The organism is Sphingomonas olei, assembly GCF_045369765.1.
Classification (GTDB): domain Bacteria; phylum Pseudomonadota; class Alphaproteobacteria; order Sphingomonadales; family Sphingomonadaceae; genus Sphingomonas; species Sphingomonas panaciterrae.
The window spans coordinates 26,543-42,872 of record NZ_JBIQEU010000011.1; the positions used below are offsets into that span (position 1 = coordinate 26,543).

At 67.7% G+C, this 16,330-nt stretch carries 11 protein-coding genes; 3 read left to right on the plus strand and 8 right to left on the minus strand.

The genetic code is table 11. The annotated features are described in order from the left end of the window. The first annotated feature begins 229 nt into the window (after nucleotides 1–229). Both ACH0BU_RS12525 and ACH0BU_RS12530 read left to right on the plus strand, forming a co-directional pair. Nucleotides 230–889, plus strand: a complete 660-nt coding sequence (locus ACH0BU_RS12525) for an epoxyqueuosine reductase QueH (protein ID WP_046410184.1) — start codon at nucleotides 230–232, stop codon at nucleotides 887–889. A 220-nt stretch (nucleotides 890–1,109) separates the two neighbouring features. Then, nucleotides 1,110–2,381 (plus strand): hypothetical protein, encoded by a 1,272-nt coding sequence (locus ACH0BU_RS12530; protein WP_500264104.1) that lies wholly within the window; start codon nucleotides 1,110–1,112, stop codon nucleotides 2,379–2,381. On the opposite strand, the gene treY is transcribed toward ACH0BU_RS12530, so the two are convergent. The 6 genes from treY to ACH0BU_RS12560 form a co-directional block, all read right to left on the minus strand. After that, nucleotides 2,288–4,573, minus strand: coding sequence for a malto-oligosyltrehalose synthase (gene treY / locus ACH0BU_RS12535; RefSeq protein ID WP_500264105.1), 2,286 nt, complete (start codon nucleotides 4,571–4,573; stop codon nucleotides 2,288–2,290). The genes ACH0BU_RS12530 and treY overlap by 94 nt on opposite strands. Continuing rightward, the gene (gene malQ, locus ACH0BU_RS12540) at nucleotides 4,570–6,441 is read right to left on the minus strand and encodes a 4-alpha-glucanotransferase (protein ID WP_500264106.1); all 1,872 of its coding nucleotides are present in this window, start codon (nucleotides 6,439–6,441) and stop codon (nucleotides 4,570–4,572) included. Before malQ ends, treY begins: the two co-directional genes overlap by 4 nt. After that, nucleotides 6,438–8,135 carry a malto-oligosyltrehalose trehalohydrolase gene (gene treZ / locus ACH0BU_RS12545; RefSeq protein ID WP_136451698.1) on the minus strand — a complete coding sequence of 566 codons (1,698 nt, stop codon included), beginning with the start codon at nucleotides 8,133–8,135 and terminating at the stop codon, nucleotides 6,438–6,440. The genes malQ and treZ overlap by 4 nt, the downstream gene beginning before the upstream one ends. Next, the gene (gene glgX / locus ACH0BU_RS12550; protein ID WP_168770715.1) at nucleotides 8,123–10,225 is read right to left on the minus strand and encodes a glycogen debranching protein GlgX; all 2,103 of its coding nucleotides are present in this window, start codon (nucleotides 10,223–10,225) and stop codon (nucleotides 8,123–8,125) included. The genes treZ and glgX overlap by 13 nt, the downstream gene beginning before the upstream one ends. 144 nt (nucleotides 10,226–10,369) lie before the next feature. Next, the gene (locus ACH0BU_RS12555; RefSeq protein WP_125944489.1) at nucleotides 10,370–10,675 is read right to left on the minus strand and encodes a DUF2934 domain-containing protein; all 306 of its coding nucleotides are present in this window, start codon (nucleotides 10,673–10,675) and stop codon (nucleotides 10,370–10,372) included. 107 nt (nucleotides 10,676–10,782) lie between these two features. Then, nucleotides 10,783–11,214, minus strand: coding sequence for a PilZ domain-containing protein (locus tag ACH0BU_RS12560; RefSeq protein WP_500264107.1), 432 nt, complete (start codon nucleotides 11,212–11,214; stop codon nucleotides 10,783–10,785). A gap of 117 nt (nucleotides 11,215–11,331) precedes the next feature. On the opposite strand from ACH0BU_RS12560, the gene ACH0BU_RS12565 reads away from it, so the two are divergent. After that, nucleotides 11,332–13,575 carry a TonB-dependent receptor gene (locus tag ACH0BU_RS12565; RefSeq protein WP_500264108.1) on the plus strand — a complete coding sequence of 748 codons (2,244 nt, stop codon included), beginning with the start codon at nucleotides 11,332–11,334 and terminating at the stop codon, nucleotides 13,573–13,575. Nucleotides 13,576–13,651: 76 nt separating this feature from the next. Here ACH0BU_RS12565 and ACH0BU_RS12570 read toward each other — a convergent pair whose 3' ends face one another. Both ACH0BU_RS12570 and ada read right to left on the minus strand, forming a co-directional pair. Next, a complete protein-coding gene (locus ACH0BU_RS12570; RefSeq protein WP_046410196.1) occupies nucleotides 13,652–15,178 on the minus strand; it encodes a TadA family conjugal transfer-associated ATPase in 1,527 nt (508 codons plus the stop codon). Between the two features lie 78 nt (nucleotides 15,179–15,256). Then, nucleotides 15,257–16,315 carry a bifunctional DNA-binding transcriptional regulator/O6-methylguanine-DNA methyltransferase Ada gene (ada, locus tag ACH0BU_RS12575; protein ID WP_500264109.1) on the minus strand — a complete coding sequence of 353 codons (1,059 nt, stop codon included), beginning with the start codon at nucleotides 16,313–16,315 and terminating at the stop codon, nucleotides 15,257–15,259. Nucleotides 16,316–16,330 lie beyond the last annotated feature (15 nt).

Genomic DNA, 16,330 nt, shown 5'->3' on the forward strand with positions numbered 1-16,330 from the left:
GGCGAATCTCTACCTGGCGTTGCTCGGCGCACAGGAACGAGGCTCTAACCCGGGCGTGCGCGTCGCGTCGTACGATCACGGTCCCTTCATTTGTGCATTATCCGCAAAGACGCAACCCACGCGCCGCGCCTAAAGGGCGAAGATCGGCGGACGCGTGCTGCTGGTGCTGCGAACTTTGCGAAGATCGCGCTTTTGCCCTCCGGCGCGACTTCCCGTATATCGCCGCGCCATGACCGAGATCGAACGCCCCCTGCTGACCCCGCCTGAGGGCCACAAGAAAGTGCTGCTGCACAGCTGCTGCGCGCCGTGTTCCGGCGAGGTTATGGAAGCGATGACCGCGAGCGGGATCGATTACACGATCTTTTTCTACAACCCGAACATCCATCCCAAGGAAGAGTACCTCCTGCGCAAGGAGGAGAATATCCGCTTTGCCGAGAAGCATGACGTGCCGTTCGTCGATGCCGATTACGACACGGTGAACTGGTTCAAGCGCGCCAAGGGCATGGAGCAGGAGCCTGAGCGGGGCATCCGTTGCACCATGTGCTTCGACATGCGGTTCGAGCGCACCGCGCTATATGCGCATGAGCATGGCTTCCCCGTCATCACCTCGTCGCTGGGCATTTCGCGCTGGAAGAACATGGCGCAGATCAACGATTGCGGCGAGCGCGCAGCATCGCATTATCCCGACCTCAGCTATTGGACGTTCAACTGGCGCAAGGGCGGCGGCGCGGCGCGGATGATCGAGATTTCCAAACGCGAGCATTTCTACCAGCAGGAATATTGCGGCTGCGTCTATTCGCTGCGCGACACCAATGCGCATCGCGTGTCGCAGGGGCGGCCCGAGATCGAGATCGGGAAGCTGTTCTACGGGGCTGACGAACCGTCCTGAGCCGGCGCGGCGATTTGAGGGCGCGGCGTCGGTCGCTGGCGGCGGGAGCCGCAGGCGGGCGCCCGATAGCCGGTCCCGCCGCGCGGCACCGCGCCAGTGGGCGTGCGGCGCGGCCGCCGCGCATCCGTTCAACGTCGGTGTCACCGGCCTCTGACCCTTTCTTGCCATTTCGTGCGTTTCGGTTCGATCCGGCGTTTGTGACCATGGGGGAATACGCGCGATGACCATAGCCGCCGCTTGCCTCGGTTTCCCGCATGAGGCGCAGCATGGCGACGTGGCGGCAGCGGTGGAGGACTATCGCGCCGGCCGGATCAGCGCGGCGGATTTGATCGACCTCGTCCGCCGGGCGCGCGCGGCGGCCTGGGAGCGGCAGCGGCAGGCGGGGATCGAGGTCATCCCCTGCAACGATTTCTCCTTTGCCGGTCAGCTGCTGGATACCAGCATCATGCTGGGCGCCGTGCCTGAGCGGTTCCGCGCGGCCGGAGAACCTGGGTCGCTGGACCTGTATGTCGCGATGGCGGGTGGTTTTCTTGAGGGCGAGGGCGCTGCGCTGCCGACGGTGGAGCGCGCGGCCGGTCGGGCGCGATGGTTTGACAGCGACCATCAGCGGATCGTCCCGGAAGTGTCGGCCGACCAGCATTTCAGTCTCTCGACCAGCAACGTGCTGGATGCGTTCAACGAGGCCAAGGCGCTGGGGTATCACTGCCGGCCAGTGATCCTCGGGCCGGTGACGTTCCTGCACCTCGCGCAGTCACGCGAGCCGGGCGTCGAGCCATTGTCGCTGCTGCACCGATTGCTGCCGGTCTATGCCGAGCTGCTGCTTCAATTGAAGCTCGCCGGAGCCGATTGGGTGCAGATCGACGAGCCGGTGCTGGTGCTGGATTCATCGCCGGCCGTTCGCGCGGCGCTGCGCACGACCTATTGGGCGCTGGCCGGGAGAGGCGCGCCGAAGATCATGCTGGCGAGCTATTTCGGTGCGATCGGTGACAATCTGGATGCGGCGCTGGGGCTGCCGGTCGCGGGGCTGCACCTCGATCTGGTGGCTGCACCCGGGCAATTGGCGCAGGTGATGCGGGGCGGGCGGCTTGACCTTGTCCTGTCGCTCGGCGTCGTCGACGGGCGGGGCGGCGAACCGGCGCACCTGTCGGCGATCCTCGACGAGGTGGAGCCGCTGGTCGGCAAGGTGACGGTGCAGATTGCGCCCTCGTGCTCGCTGGCGCATGCGCCGGTGGACGAGGGCCTGCCGGTTGGCGCCCGGCTGGTCGCCGCGATGCAGCGGCTGGACGAGGTGGCGACGCTGCGCACCGCGCTGCGCGGCGGGCGCGGGCGGGTCCAGGATTATCTGCAGGCCAATGCCGCGGTCGTCGCCGCTCGGCGTGCGGCGACCGGCGTGACCGGTCAGGCCATTTCGAACCAGACCGGTGAGTCCGCGAACAGCGATGCGACGTCGCGCTCCTCGCCGCCGTGGAAGCGGATCGCGCCGGTCGACTGACCCCCGTCTAGCGCCAGTGCGCAGCGGAAGATCACATCGCCGTGCCGTCGCTCAAACGCGAGCAGGCGGTCGGTGCCGTCGACACTCGCAGGATCGTAGCTGCCGCGCGCGAACACATCCGGATGCTCCCGGCGCAGGTTCAGGAGGGTGGCAATCAGCCGAAACTTGGCGGGTGGGTGATCGAGTGCCGCGACGCGCGCGTCATAATCGACCGGACGCCGATTGTCGGGATCGACCAGGCTGAGGTCGGCGAACTCCGTCCCCTGATACAGGTCGGGAACGCCGGGCATGGTGCAGCGAAGCGCGGCCTGGACGAGGCTGTTGCGGGTCGCCGCGGGGGCGATCTCCGCCAGAAAGGCGGTGATCGAGGCGCGGAACGCCGGGCTGTCGATCAGGGTGAGCGCGAGGTCGTTGCAACGCGCCTCGTAGCTTTCGTTCGGCGCTTCCCACGAGGAGCGGAGCTTCGCCTCGCGCAGCGCCTTCGTCTGCCAGGCGGTGATGCGACCGCCGAACGATGCGTCGAGGCTGTCCGGCCAGGCGCCGAGCAACGTCTGGAACAGCATGTAGCGATCGCCGCAATCGACGCCATGCGACAGCGGCTCTGCGATGGCCTCCCAGTCACTGACGATCGTACCCCACCGGTCGGGGATCGCACTGAGCACCGTCAGGCGCGCGCGGCTATCCTCGCCGCGCTTGTGATCGTGTGTCGCAGTGGTGAGCATGGCGGTTGGCCAGTCGCGTGCGCGGGCCTGCATGCGCAGGTGAAAGGCGGACGGCTCCAGCGCCATGTGTCCGGCGTCGAAGCCGACGTCATTGCGGGAGAGAAGGCGGCCGTAGCGGTAAAAGGCGGTGTCCTCGAGCGCCTTGGCGGCGATCGGGGCGGAGAGCTGCTGAAAGCGGCGGACGGGGTCCGCGTGATTTCCCTCGCCAGCGAGCCAGCGCAGGACCAGATCGACGACCGCCATTTCGCCTGGCGGTACGTGCGGCGCGACACGCAGGCGCACGCTGGCGCGCACCTCCGCGTCGGTTGCCGGGGGTGTCGGGCCGTAGGTGCGATATACCGGGAAGATCCATAGCAGGCGTTCCAGCGCACGGCGCAGCAAGCCGCGCGTGATTCCCTCCGGGGCAACGGCGGCAAAGGCGTCGACGCACTGTTCGAGCTGGCCGCTGAACTGCCAGGCGAGAAGTTGTTGGCGGGCGAGCAGCTCCTCCGCCGCCAGATCAGGCCGCCGGCCGCTGATGTCGTGCCACAGGCAAGCGAGCGGTGCGGCGCCGGATGGATGATGAAGCAGCGCGGCTGCTTCCTCCATGAAATCATAGCCGCTGGTGCCATTTACCGCCCAATCCTGCGACAGCACCTCACCGACGCCGAGGATCTTTTCGATCACGATCCAGGCGTCCTCGCCCAGCCGGGCACGCAGGGCGCGGCAATAACCAAGCGGATTGGTGAGCCCATCCACATGGTCGATCCGCACGCCGTCGATCAGACCCTCATCGTGCAGCCGGAAATACAAGGCGTGAGTCATCGCGAAGACCGCGGGGTCCTCCACCCGGACGCCGGCGAGTTCGTTGATGGCGAAGAAGCGGCGCCAGTTCAGATCGTCATTGGCGGTGCGCCACGAGGCGAGGCGGTAATGCTGGCGGTCGAGCAAGGCTGCGAGTGGTTCACGACCGGCGCTCGCCTGATCCTCATCGCGCACGGGGAGGCGGCGTTCGCCATAGAGGTTCAGCCAGTGGCGGCCGTCGTGATGGTCCAGCGTGAGGGCGCCGTCCGCCAGTGCCTCGTCCAGCGGGGTGCCGAGCACAGGCAGCAGGATGGGGCGGGACCAGTCGATATCGAAGACGGGAGCGTAAGGGCTTGATTGGCCGCGGAGAAGGACGTCGTTCCACCATGCGTTAGTGTCCCCGGCGACGCCCATATGATTGGGGACGATGTCGATGATGACGCCCATGTTCCGCGCGCGAAGCGCGGCCACGAGCCGGCGAAAGCCGGCCTCGCCGCCAAGCTCCGGATTGATGCGCGTGGGGTCGACCACGTCATAGCCGTGGGTCGATCCGGGCGCGGCGGTGGTGATCGGGGACGCGTAGATGTGGCTGATGCCGAGCCGGTCGAGATAGGGCACGATCGCCTCCGCATCGGCGAAGGTAAAGCCGCGGTGAAATTGCAGGCGATAGGTGGCGCGCGGGATCATCCAGGTCTCTTTTCGGACAGCATATGGGTGCGCCGCTGTACGTCAGGGCGGGCGAGGAGCGTGTCGGTCGCGCCGGGCATGCGGCGGCGCCAATTGGGGTGCTGGTCGATCGTGCCGGGAAGGTTGGGCTGTTCCTCGAGGCCGAGGAGATCCTCCAGCGGGAAGATGGCGAGCGGGGCGGGGGCGTCCGCGACCGCGTGCAGGATTTCATCGACCGGCGCGGCAGCGGGTAATGGCACTAGATCAATGATCTGCACGAGAGACTTGCGTTCATTTGCGCGGTGCGACGTCGCGGCGGTATCGACCATGCCAGCGATGCGCGCGCGCCAATCGATGTCTCGCCCCACCCACCAGCCGGCGAGCGTCGGCGTATCATGGGTGCCGGTCATGGCGACCGCATCGGCATCCCAGCGCGAGGGAGGGATGAAGGCGCCTTGCTGGTCGCGCTCAAAGGGGAGGACGCGCATGCCGAGCATGCCGCGGCGGGAGAGGTCCGCACGCAGGCCGGCCGGGACGGTGCCGAGATCCTCCGCTATCACGATGGCGTTGGCGCGATGTGCCTCAAGCGCCACGATATTCTTGAGCGTGTCGCCTGGCATGGTGAGGTAGGCGCCGTCCGCCGCAGTGCCGCCGTCGGGAACGATCCACAGGTGGTCAAGGCCGATAGCGTGATCGATGCGCAGGCCGCCCGCATGTCGAAGAGCCGTGCGTATCGTCTTGATAAATGGGGCAAAGCCGCTGCGGTGGAGGGCATAGGGATCCAGCGCGGAGATGCCCCAATTCTGGCCGTCGGGACCGAGCGGATCGGGGGGAGCGCCGATCGAGACTCCGCTGAGGAGGTCGGAGCGGCGGCTCCAGCCGTGGCTGCCGGCGCGATCGGTGCCGACGGCGAGGTCGGCGATGAGGCCGATCGACATGTCGCGGCGGGCACTTTCCTGCGCATTCGCAAGACCTTGGTCGGCGAGCCATTGAAGGAAGATGAAGAAGGAAACGTCGTTCTGATGCTCGGCGGCGAAGCGTGCGACGGCGGGGGCTGCGGGATGGTGATAGGCGGTCGGCCAGTCGGGCCAGCCGATGCCGCCGAGCTGAAAATGCAGGGCATCGAACAGCGCGTGGGCGGTGAGATCCGGGCCGTGTTCGGCCTCATAGGCGGCGGCGATGGCCTGGTGGCGGCTCAGATCGGCCAGATAGATGCGGCGCAGATGGGCGACGCGATCGGTGAGGGCGCCGGGCCAGTCGATGAGGTCGCCGGATGGTTCGTCGGGGAAGGGCATCCCGAGCGGCGACGGATCGGCCAGCATCACATTGTGGAACAGCCGCGAGGAGGGCGCGTAGGGGCTGAAGCGATTGGGATCGGCCGGAAAGAGCGCGTGGGTCGGGCTGATCGCGAGCGCCGCGGCACCGGCGTGGCCGAAGGCGGCTGCGGCGGCGGCGAGGGTGCCGTAATCGCCATAAAAGGTCGCGCGGTCGTCGCGGAGCGCGGGGATCTGTACCGACGCGCCCCAGCCACGGGCGGGAACCGGGGGGCTGCGGGGCGGGGCGACGGCGATCGTGTAACGACGATGTCCGGCGATCAGCGTGTGGTAGCCGATCGTGTCGACCGGCGCTGCGATACCATCCGGAGCGATCGTCAACGGACGCGTGGTCCCGTCCTCCAGCACCAGTTCGGCAGTACCGGCGGGCGCATCGGGCAGCGAGAGGGGCGCGCCGGCCGTTACCGATACGAAGGGGGTGTCGGAGGGCGTCAGGTCCAGACGGGCGAGAAGCGCCTCAAGCACCGCATCGTCGACGCGCTGCGCGCGGCCGCTGGCGTCGGTCCAGTTGCGTTTGAGCCCGGCGGCGGCAGCGGCTGCGTGAAGGTCGCTCATTCGACCCACGCGGCGAAGCGTTCGTCGGTGGTGAATATCGGGGGTGATCCAGCGTCCTGCGGCAAGGGCGCCGGCGCGTCGGCGAGGTCGATCGCGAGCGTCAGTTGCCTGCCGTTGCCGAGACGCCAGCGGGCGATGACGCCCGCATCCCCCAGCACCTGCGCGCCCAAGACAACCGCGCCGGGCAGATGGGGCACGATATGTTCGTGGCGCAGCGCGAGCAGGTCACGGTAGAAGGTGCGCCAGGCGAGGGCATCGCTGCCGGGTTGCGGATGGGATTGCGCGAACGTGTCCGGCGCGTTGGGATCGGGGATGCGTTCGCGCGCGTCCGGATCGGCGAAGGCGGCGAACTTGGCGAATTCGCGCCGGCGGCCCTCGCGCACCGCATCGGCAAGCTCGTCATGGAAATCGGTGAAGAACAGGAACGGGCTGTCGCTCCCCTCCTCCTCGCCCATGAAGAGCAAGGGGATCTGTGGGGCGAGCAGCATCAGCGCGGTGGCGGCGCGCAGCTTTGCCGGATCGGTAAGCCGGGTGAGCCGCTCGCCAAAGGCGCGGTTGCCGACCTGATCGTGGTTCTGGAGGAAGCTGACGAAGCGGGTGGGCGGGAGGTGCGCGCTGGGCGTGCCACGCGGGCGGCCATCCTGATTGGGCGAGGGATCGCCCTGATAGATGAAGCCCTCGCTGAGTGCGCGGGCGAGCCGTTCGGCCGGGCGATCGGCAAAGTCGGCGTAATAGGCGCTGGTCTCGCCGGTCAGCAGGACATGCATGACATTGTGGAAATCGTCGTTCCACTGCGCGTCATAGCCGTCGGCGCGGAGGCGAGCCGCGTCATTATGCTCGTTCTCGAGCACGAGATGGACGTGGCGATCGGGCAGCGCAGCGCGGATCTCGGCGGCCATGGCGTCGAGGAACCTGGGGTTGTCGATCGCGTGGACGGCATCGAAACGGAGGCCGTCGAAGCGATAGTCGCGCAGCCACATCAGGGCATTGTCGATGAAGAATCGCGCCACTGGGGCCTCGTCCACCGCCACTGCGCCGCCCCAGGGGGTGGCCACGTCGCGGTGGAAGAAGCGGTCGGCATAGAGGCCGAGGTAGTTACCGTCGGGTCCGAAGTGGTTGTACACGACGTCGAGAAAGACGCTGAGGCCGAGTTCGTGCGCCGCGTCGATCAACGTGCGCAGCTCGGCGGGGGAGCCATATGCCTCATGCACGGCATAGGGCAGGACGCCGTCATAGCCCCAGCCGCGGTCCCCGGCGAAGGCGTTGATTGGCATGAGCTGGATCGCGGTGACGCCGAGCGCGGCGATGACGGGGAGCCGCTGGGTAACGCCGCTGAAGCCGCCGAGCGTGCCGGCGTGAAGCTCCATGATGACCATCTCGTGCCACGGCCGCCCGCGCCAATGGGGTACCCGCCAGTCATGGCTGTGATCGGGAACGATGCTCCAGCCGTGCACCCCGCCATGCTGGCGGCGCGATGCGGGATCGGGGACGGGCGTGTCGCCGATGTGGAAGCGGTAGCGGGTGCCGGGGCCGCCGGGGTGATCGGCGACGTGCCAGCCATCGTCCTGCGGCGTCATCGGCAGATGCGTGCCATCGCAGTCGAGGACGACCTGCGGCGCACCGGGCGCCCAGAGGCGGAAGCGCGTGGCGCCGCCGGGCAGCGGCTCCGGACCCCAGGCGTTCAATCCTCCCATGCGCTGGTCCAGCTGAGGAGGACGGCGCCCTGCGGCGCTACCTCATATTCACTGCCGATGTCGATTTCGCCCTGATCGGGCCTGGCGCTGTCGATCAGAACCGTGCGCTTCGTGTCGGGCTTCGGCAGGTGGAAGACGACGGGATCGCTGCTGGCGTTGAGGAGCAGCGACACTGCCTCCACCTCGCCCGCGTCGTTCATTGCGGCGCGGCGCATCATCAGCGCGCGGCCTTCGGGGTTCTGCCAATCCTCGTCGCTGAGCCGCTCACCCCGTTCGTCCCACCATTCGACATCGTTGACGCCGTGGCCGGGCGAATCCTGTCCATAGAGGAAGGTCGGCGCGCGCAGCACGGGGTAGCGGCGGCGAAGCTCGGCCAGGCGGGCGGTGAAATCGATCTGCTGCTGGCCCTCCGGCGTGGCGGCGGCGGCCCAGTCGAGCCAGCTGATCTCATTATCCTGGCAATACGCGTTGTTGTTGCCTTGCTGCGTGCGGCCGAATTCGTCGCCGGCGACCAGCATCGGCGTGCCGAGCGAGGCGAGCAACGTGGTCAGCATCGATCGCATGACGCGGCCGCGCGCTTCGTTGATCGCGGGATCGTCGGTCGGCCCCTCCGCGCCCCAGTTGCGCGAATGATTGTTGTCATGGCCGTCGCGATTGTCCTCGCCATTCGCCTCGTTGTGGCGATGTTCGTACATCACGGTATCGCCGAGGGTGAAGCCGTCATGCGCGACGAGGAAATTGACGCTGGCCCAGGGGCGGCGCGAACGGCGGTCGAAGAGATCGCCCGAGCCCGACAGGCGTGCGGCGAGATCGCCGCGGGTGCCGGGATCGCCCTTCCAATAGCTGCGCACCGTATCGCGATACTTGTCGTTCCATTCGGCGAAGCCCGGGGGGAAGTGGCCGAGTTGATAGCCGCCGGGGCCGACATCCCAGGGCTCGGCGATCAGCTTCAGCCGGCTGAGCACCGGATCCTGCCGGACCACATCGAAGAAGGCGGCGCCGGGATCGAAGCCGGTTGCCTCGCGCCCCAGGGTGAGGCCGAGATCGAAGCGGAAGCCGTCGATGCCGAAGCTGGTCGCCCAATAGCGCAAACTGTCCGCGACCATCTGGATCACGCGCGCCTTGCTCATGTTGAGCGTGTTGCCGGTGCCGGTGTCGTTGATCGTGTAGCGCGGGTTGTCGGCGACGAGGCGATAGTAGCTGGCGTTGTCGAGGCCGCGCCATGAGAGCGTCGGGCCCTTTTCCGAACCTTCGCAGGTGTGGTTGTACACCACGTCCATGATGACTTCGATCCCGGCCTGGTGGAGGCGGAAGACCGCGCGGCGAAGCTCGTCCTGCTGCTCGCGCGCCATATAGGCCTGTTCGGGGGCGAAGAAGCCGAGCGTGTTATAGCCCCAATAGTTGCGCAGGCCCTTTTCCTGCAGGAAGCGATCCTGGGTGAAGGCCTGTATCGGGAGCAATTCGATCGCGGTGACGCCGAGCCGCTGGAGGTGGCGGATGACGGCGGGGTGGCCGAGCGCGGCATAGGTGCCGCGATCGCGCGCGGGCACTTCCTCCATCAGCTTGGTCAGACCCTTGACGTGCGCCTCGTAGATCACCGTTTCCGACCAGGGCGTGTTGGGGCGGCGATCGCGCGACCAGTCCCAATGATCGTCTACCACCACCGCCTTGGGCATGGCGGCGGCGCTGTCGCGCCGGTCGAAGGAGAGATCCTCTCGCCGGGAGCCGATGCGATAGCCGTGGAGCGCATCGGTCCAGCGGATCTGGCCGTGGAGCTTTCGCGCATAGGGATCGAGCAGCAGCTTGTTGGGATTGAAGCGGTGCCCCGCCTCCGGCTCATAGCGGCCGTGCGCGCGATAGCCGTAGAGGAGGCCGGGTTCGACGTCGGGCAGATAGCCGTGGAACACCTCATCGGTGCATTCAGGGAGCCAGAAGCGCTTGATCTCGCGCTTGCCGGCGGGATCGAAGATGCACAGCTCGATCGCATCGGCATTGGCGGAGAAGACCGCGAAATTGACGCCGAGGCCGTCAAAGGTGGCGCCGAGCGGGTGGGGAGAGCCGGGCTGGAGCCGGTCGATCGAAGGAAGCAATGCGCGAGCCTCGCTGCAGGACGGTGATGGACGCGGGAGTGACAGGCGAACGCGGCCGATCGTGCCGCACCGCAGGGGCGTGGGGCACGCGCCGGTGGCCGTTGAGGGGGGCCGGGGAGTGGGGCGGGTGCGCCGCCCGCGGCTTCAGGTCACCGCCTTGATCAGGCCTTTGCCGCGGCGTGGTTTTCGCGCCGGGGCGGGTTCGGTGGAGGCGGGACTGGTAGATGCAGGCGCCGCCACCGCGCGATCCTCGACGCCGGTATCGGCAGGTTCGCCGAAGGGGAGGTCGGCCGCAGTGCCGGGGAGCAGCGCATCCTCCTCCGATGCGGCGGGCGCATGCTCCTGCTCGGCGCGCGACCAGTGATCGTGGGCGCGCCCCTCGGGCTCACCTTCCTCCTGCCAGATCCGGTAGGCGCGCTGCCGGATCAGCTCTTCGCGGTCGTCCGCCATGATCATTCTCCCCATCTGATCGCCCTCCAACGCGCCGCGCGGGGAAACGACGCGAGGTTGGGAACAAAATCTTGGTTTGGCAGGAAAAAGCCGCCGATGCGGGGCGATCAGCGGCCGTAGGGGTTCTTGAGCGCGGGGATCCAGCCAGCGGACGGCGCGCCTGAGGGGGCGGCGCTGGGGGACGCCGCGGGGCGAGGCGCGACGGCGGCGCGGGCGCGGGCGGCATCGGGATCGATCGGCTCGGCGAACTTGATCCCGGCCTGTCCGTCACGTGCCCAGACTACGGTGGCGGCGACCGCCTGCAGCGCGCCGACGCTGACGAGGATCGTCGCGCCCGCCTGCAACCCCGTCGCCTGATCGAGCCGGACGCCGCCGGTCGAAAGGTCGCGGACGCGGTGGCGGGTGGGGGCGCCGCTGCCGAACCGCTCCACCGTGGCGCCGAGGAACACGCTGTTACGCGGCGCGCGCGCGATCATTTCGCGGCCGGGCGTGGCATCGGCGGCGCGCGCGTGATCCTCGGGCGGCTGCGGATCGGTCATGCGGCGGTAATTGGGAATTTTGCCCCGGTCGCGCAAGCGGATCGTCGATGGCGCAAATCACCCCTTGTGATGTTATCACGTCGCGGTTAGGGAGCGGCGATCCAGGGAGGGACCACGTTGAAGATCTTTGCCGTTCTGCTGGCCGGTACCGCGTTTGCCGCCACCCCCGCACTTGCCCAGTCCACCGATCAGCCGGCCGATACGCCGGCACCGACCGCCGGCACCGCAGGCGGCAGGAATGACAGTGCGCCGACCCGGACGGGCCATGTGGAAGCCGACAATGACATTGTCGTCAGCGCGCCGTTCGTCCGGGATCTCAACCTGTTGGCGGGCAAATCTGTTGTCGCTGGTGATGAACTTGTCCGCGATCTGCGGCCGCAGATCGGCGACACGCTGACGCGCCAGCCGGGCGTCTCCGCCACCTCGTTCAGCCCCGGCGCGTCGCGCCCCGTGCTGCGCGGTTTCCAGGGCGAGCGCGTGCGGGTGCTGACCGATGGGCTGGGGTCGCTCGACGTGTCCAACACCTCGACCGATCATGGCGTGACGATCGACCCGCTGACGGCGGAGCGGATCGAGGTGCTGCGCGGCCCGGCGGTGATGCTGTTTGGCAGCCAGGCGATCGGCGGTGCGGTGAACGTGATCGATCGGCGCATCCCGCGCGGCGTGCCCGAACATGGCTATCACGTCGATGCGATCGGCACCTATGGCTCGGCGGCGAACGAGCGGAGCGGCGGCGCAGGCGTCGACGTGGCGCTGTCGCCGCAGATCGTGGCGCATGTCGATGGCAGCTATCGCAAGTCCGACGACCTTCGCATCGGCGGCTATCAATTGTCGCCGACGCTTCGCCGCGAGCAGCTGTCCATCGCCGCCGAGGAAGCGGCCGAAGGGCATATGGAGGAGGCCGCCGAGGCGCGGGCGCTGGCCAATCGGCGCGGGCGGCTGCCCAACAGCGGGACCGAGACCTATACGCTGGGCGCTGGCCTCGCGCTGATCAACGAGGGGGGCAGCCTCGGCTTCTCCGTTGGCTATTACGACAGCAAATATGGCGTGCCGGAGCGGCCCGGGGCGTCGCACCTGCACGGCGGCGGCGATCACGGCGATCATGATCACGACCACGACCACGACCACGATCATGGCGAGGAAGGGCATGATCACGGCGACGTGACGATCGCGATGAAGCAGTTCCGCGCTGACATGCGCGGCGAGGTGATCGCGGGCGGCGACTTCCTCGATCGCATCCGCTTCCGCGCCGGCTTTGCTGATTATGAGCATACCGAATTCGAGGGCGCCCAGGTTGGCACCGTGTTCAACTCGCAGGCCTTCGAGGGGCGTGTCGAGCTGGTCCAGGCGGATCGCGGCGGCTGGCGCGGTGTGACCGGATTCCAGGGATTTACGCGTGACTTCTCAGCGGTGGGCGCAGAAGCGTTCGTTCCGCCCAACGTGACCGACCAATATGGCCTCTTCACGCTGCAGGAGATCAACCGCGGTAACTGGGAAGTCGAGTTCGCCGGCCGCTACGAACATGCGGCGGTGCGATCCAGCGCAGTGCGCGTCGGCCCGGAAGAAGACGCGCCGGTCGTTGGCGTCAGCCGCAACTTCAACGCCTTCTCCGGCGCGCTTGGCCTGTCCTATGCCGTCGCGCCGGAAGTGCGCATCGGGATCAACGGATCGCGCGCCGAGCGCGCGCCGTCGGCGGAGGAATTGTTTTCCAACGGGCCGCACGTCGCGACACAGGCGTATGAAATCGGCAACCCCAATTTCAAGACCGAGAAGAGCTGGGGACTGGAGCTGTATGCGCGCGGGCGGACCGGGCCGGTCCGCTTCCAGGTCAGCGGCTACGCCACCTGGTTCGACGATTACATCTATGAAAATGCGGTCGGCGGCGCGCGCGACGGCCTGCCGATCTTCCAGTATTTCCAGGCCGGTGCGCGCTATTACGGCGTCGAAGGCGAGCTGACCGCGGACCTGATCCGGACCAACGGGTTCGAGCTGGATGCCAATATCGTCGCCGATTACGTCAACGCGACGCTGACCAACGATCGTGGCCCGGTGCCGCGTATCCCGCCGCTGCGCGTGCTGGGCGGGCTGAGCGCGCGGGCGGGCGATTTCGGCGGCCGGGTCGAGGTGGAGCATGTCACGGCGCAGAACCGCGTCGCGGCATTCGAGACGCCGACCGAGGATTTCACGCTGGTCAATGCGTCCTTGTCGTTCAAGCCGTTCGGGCGCGAGAGCGAGACGACCTTCATCGTGTCGGCGAACAACATCTTCGACGTGGACGCGCGGCGCCATGCGTCGTTCACCAAGGATTATGTGCCGCTCGCCGGGCGCGACATCCGGGTCGCGGCGCGGCTGAGCTTCTGAATGCGAAAGGGGCATCCGCCGGCCTGATCGGTCGGCGGATGCCCCTTCCTTGTCGTCAAAGATCAACGGTGGCGGATCAGAGGCACGCCTCGAGAAACGCCTGATCGAAGCCGAACTGCTTGGCCTTGTCGATCGTGTACGGGCGGAGGCCCATGGCGCGATATTCGCCGATGATCTTCCCGTCGGCGCTCTCGTCCAGATATTCGAACTTGAAGAGCTCCTGCGTGACGATCACGGGGCCTTCCATGCCGATCACCTCGGTGACGTTGGTGACGCGGCGCGAGCCGTCGCGCAGGCGCTTCACCTGAATAATCATGTCGACCGAATCGGCGATCTGGCGGCTGATCGCCTCCTTCGGCACCTTGATGTCCGACATCATCACCATGTTCTCCATACGCGCCAGCGCCTCGCGCGGGCTGTTGGAGTGGAGCGTGCACATCGAGCCATCGTGACCGGTATTCATCGCCGAGAGCATGTCGAAACACTCGGCGCCGCGGATTTCGCCCAGGATGATGCGATCCGGGCGCATACGCAGCGCGTTCTTGACGAGATCGCGGATCGAGATCTCGCCCTGACCCTCAAGATTGGCGGGGCGGGTTTCGAGCGGCAGCCAGTGCGGCTGCTGGAGGCGGAGTTCGGCCGCGTCCTCGATCGTCAGCACGCGCTCGCCGGGGTCGATCATCTTCGACAGGGCGTTGAGCATCGTCGTCTTGCCCGAGCCGGTGCCGCCCGAGATGACGATGTTGAAGCGGCAGGCGCCGGCGATCTTCAGCGCGGTCGCCATTTTGGGCGACATCGATCCGAAGCCGGCCATCATGTCGAGCGTGATCGGCTTGGCAGAGAATTTACGGATCGAGATGGCGGTGCCGCGAAGCGAGAGCGGCGGCACGATCACGTTGACGCGCGAGCCGTCCTTGAGGCGCGCGTCGGCGAGCGGCGTGGTCTGGTCGACGCGGCGGCCGACCGAGTTGCAAATGCGCTGCGCGATCTGGAACAGATGTTCCTCGTCACGGAACTGGATCTGTGCGAGTTGCAGCTTGCCCTTCTTTTCGATGAAGGTCTGGTCGGGGCCGTTGACCATGATGTCCGAGATTTCGGGATCGGCGAGCAGCTCCTCGAGCGGGCCGAGACCGAGCAGCTCGTCGACCAGCACCTTTTCCAGCGCGAATTGTTCGCGGCGGTTGAGGGTGAGCTTCAGCTCGGCGAGCACCTCGCCGATGATCGGGCGGAATTCCTCCGCCAGCTCATCCTTGCCGAGCGTGGCCGCGGCCTCCGGATCGACGCGTTCAAGGAGGCGCGGAAGCACCTGTTCCTTGATCTTGTGGATCGACGCCTCGAAGCCTTCCATGCGGCTGTTGCCGGCGTCGCCCGAGGTGGCCTGACGTTCAGCGAGGCGCTGCATCGCGTCCATCTGGAGCCCCGGCATGGTGCCGACGATGTCGGGCGCCGCAAGCTCTCCGGGGAGGGGCAGGGCGTCGAGCGCGGGGAATTGGTCACCACCATCGGGGCGTGGTGCCGGGGCGCCACCCTGCATCGGGCGCGCCACGCCAAACCCGGGGCGCGCGGCCGTACCTACGTTGTTACGACGCCCAAAAGCGCTCATGCCATCCGTCCTGCTAACACCGGAGAATTGGTAAGCGGCAAGGCTTTATATTTGCCTAATTACGGGCGTCTGGCGGGATCAGTCGCGCGATGGGGCGCGGGCGGTGGCGGTGTCTTTTTCCCGGGCAAGCAGCGCCTGTTTGCGCTCGGGGCCAAAGGCGTAGCCGCCAGTTGCCCCGTCGCTGCGGGTGACTCGGTGGCAGGGGATGAGGATGGGGACGTGGTTGGCGCCGCACGCGCTTCCCGCGGCCCGTACCGCTCCGGGCCGGCCGGCGAGCGCCGCGAGATCGGCATAGCTGCGCGTCTCGCCGGGCGGGATGGTGCGCAATGCCTGCCAGATCGCCTCCTGAAAGGCGGTGCCGCGCACGTCGAGCGGCAGGTTGTGGTCACGGGCGGGGGATTCGACAAGCGCGACGACCTCTTGGGCGAGGTGGGCGAGCGTCGTGTCTCCGGGGATGATCTGCGCCTTGGGGAACCGGCGGTCGAGGTCGTCCGGCCCGGTGTCAAAGGCGAGGCGGCAGATGCCGCGGTCGGTGGCGGCGACCAGCAGGGGGCCAAGGCTGGTCGCCGCGATGGTCCAGCGGATCGTGACGCCGGCGCCGCCGCGGCTCCAGGCGCTGGGGCTCATGCCGAGCCGTGGGGCGGCGTGGTCGTAGAAGCGGCTCGGCGCGGAATAGCCGCCCTCGTAGATGGCCGTCGTGACGGAGGCGCCGGCGGCGAGTGCCTCGGCGGCGCGGCTTGCCTTCAGCCCGCGCGCATAAGCGGCGGGCGTCACGCCGGTCGCGCGCTTGAACAGGCGGTTGAAATGGTGCGGGGCGTAGCCGACGGTGGCGGCGAGTTCTTCCAGTGGCGGCGGAACCTCAGCCGTGTCGAGCAGCGTCAGTGCGCGGGCGACGGCGAGGCGATCGCGGGCGATCTCGTCCGGGCGGCAGCGCATGCAGGCGCGATAGCCGGCCGCGCGCGCCTGATCGGGGGCGGGGTAGAAGGACACATTCTCGCGCCGGGGGTGCCGGGCGGGGCAGCTTGGCCGGCAATAGATGCCGGTGGTGCGCACCGCTACCACGAACCGGCCGTCGGCGCCCCGATCGCGGCTGGCAAAGGCGGCCCAAGCGGCGTCGGTGTCGATGGCATCGCTCATGACCCTGATGTACGA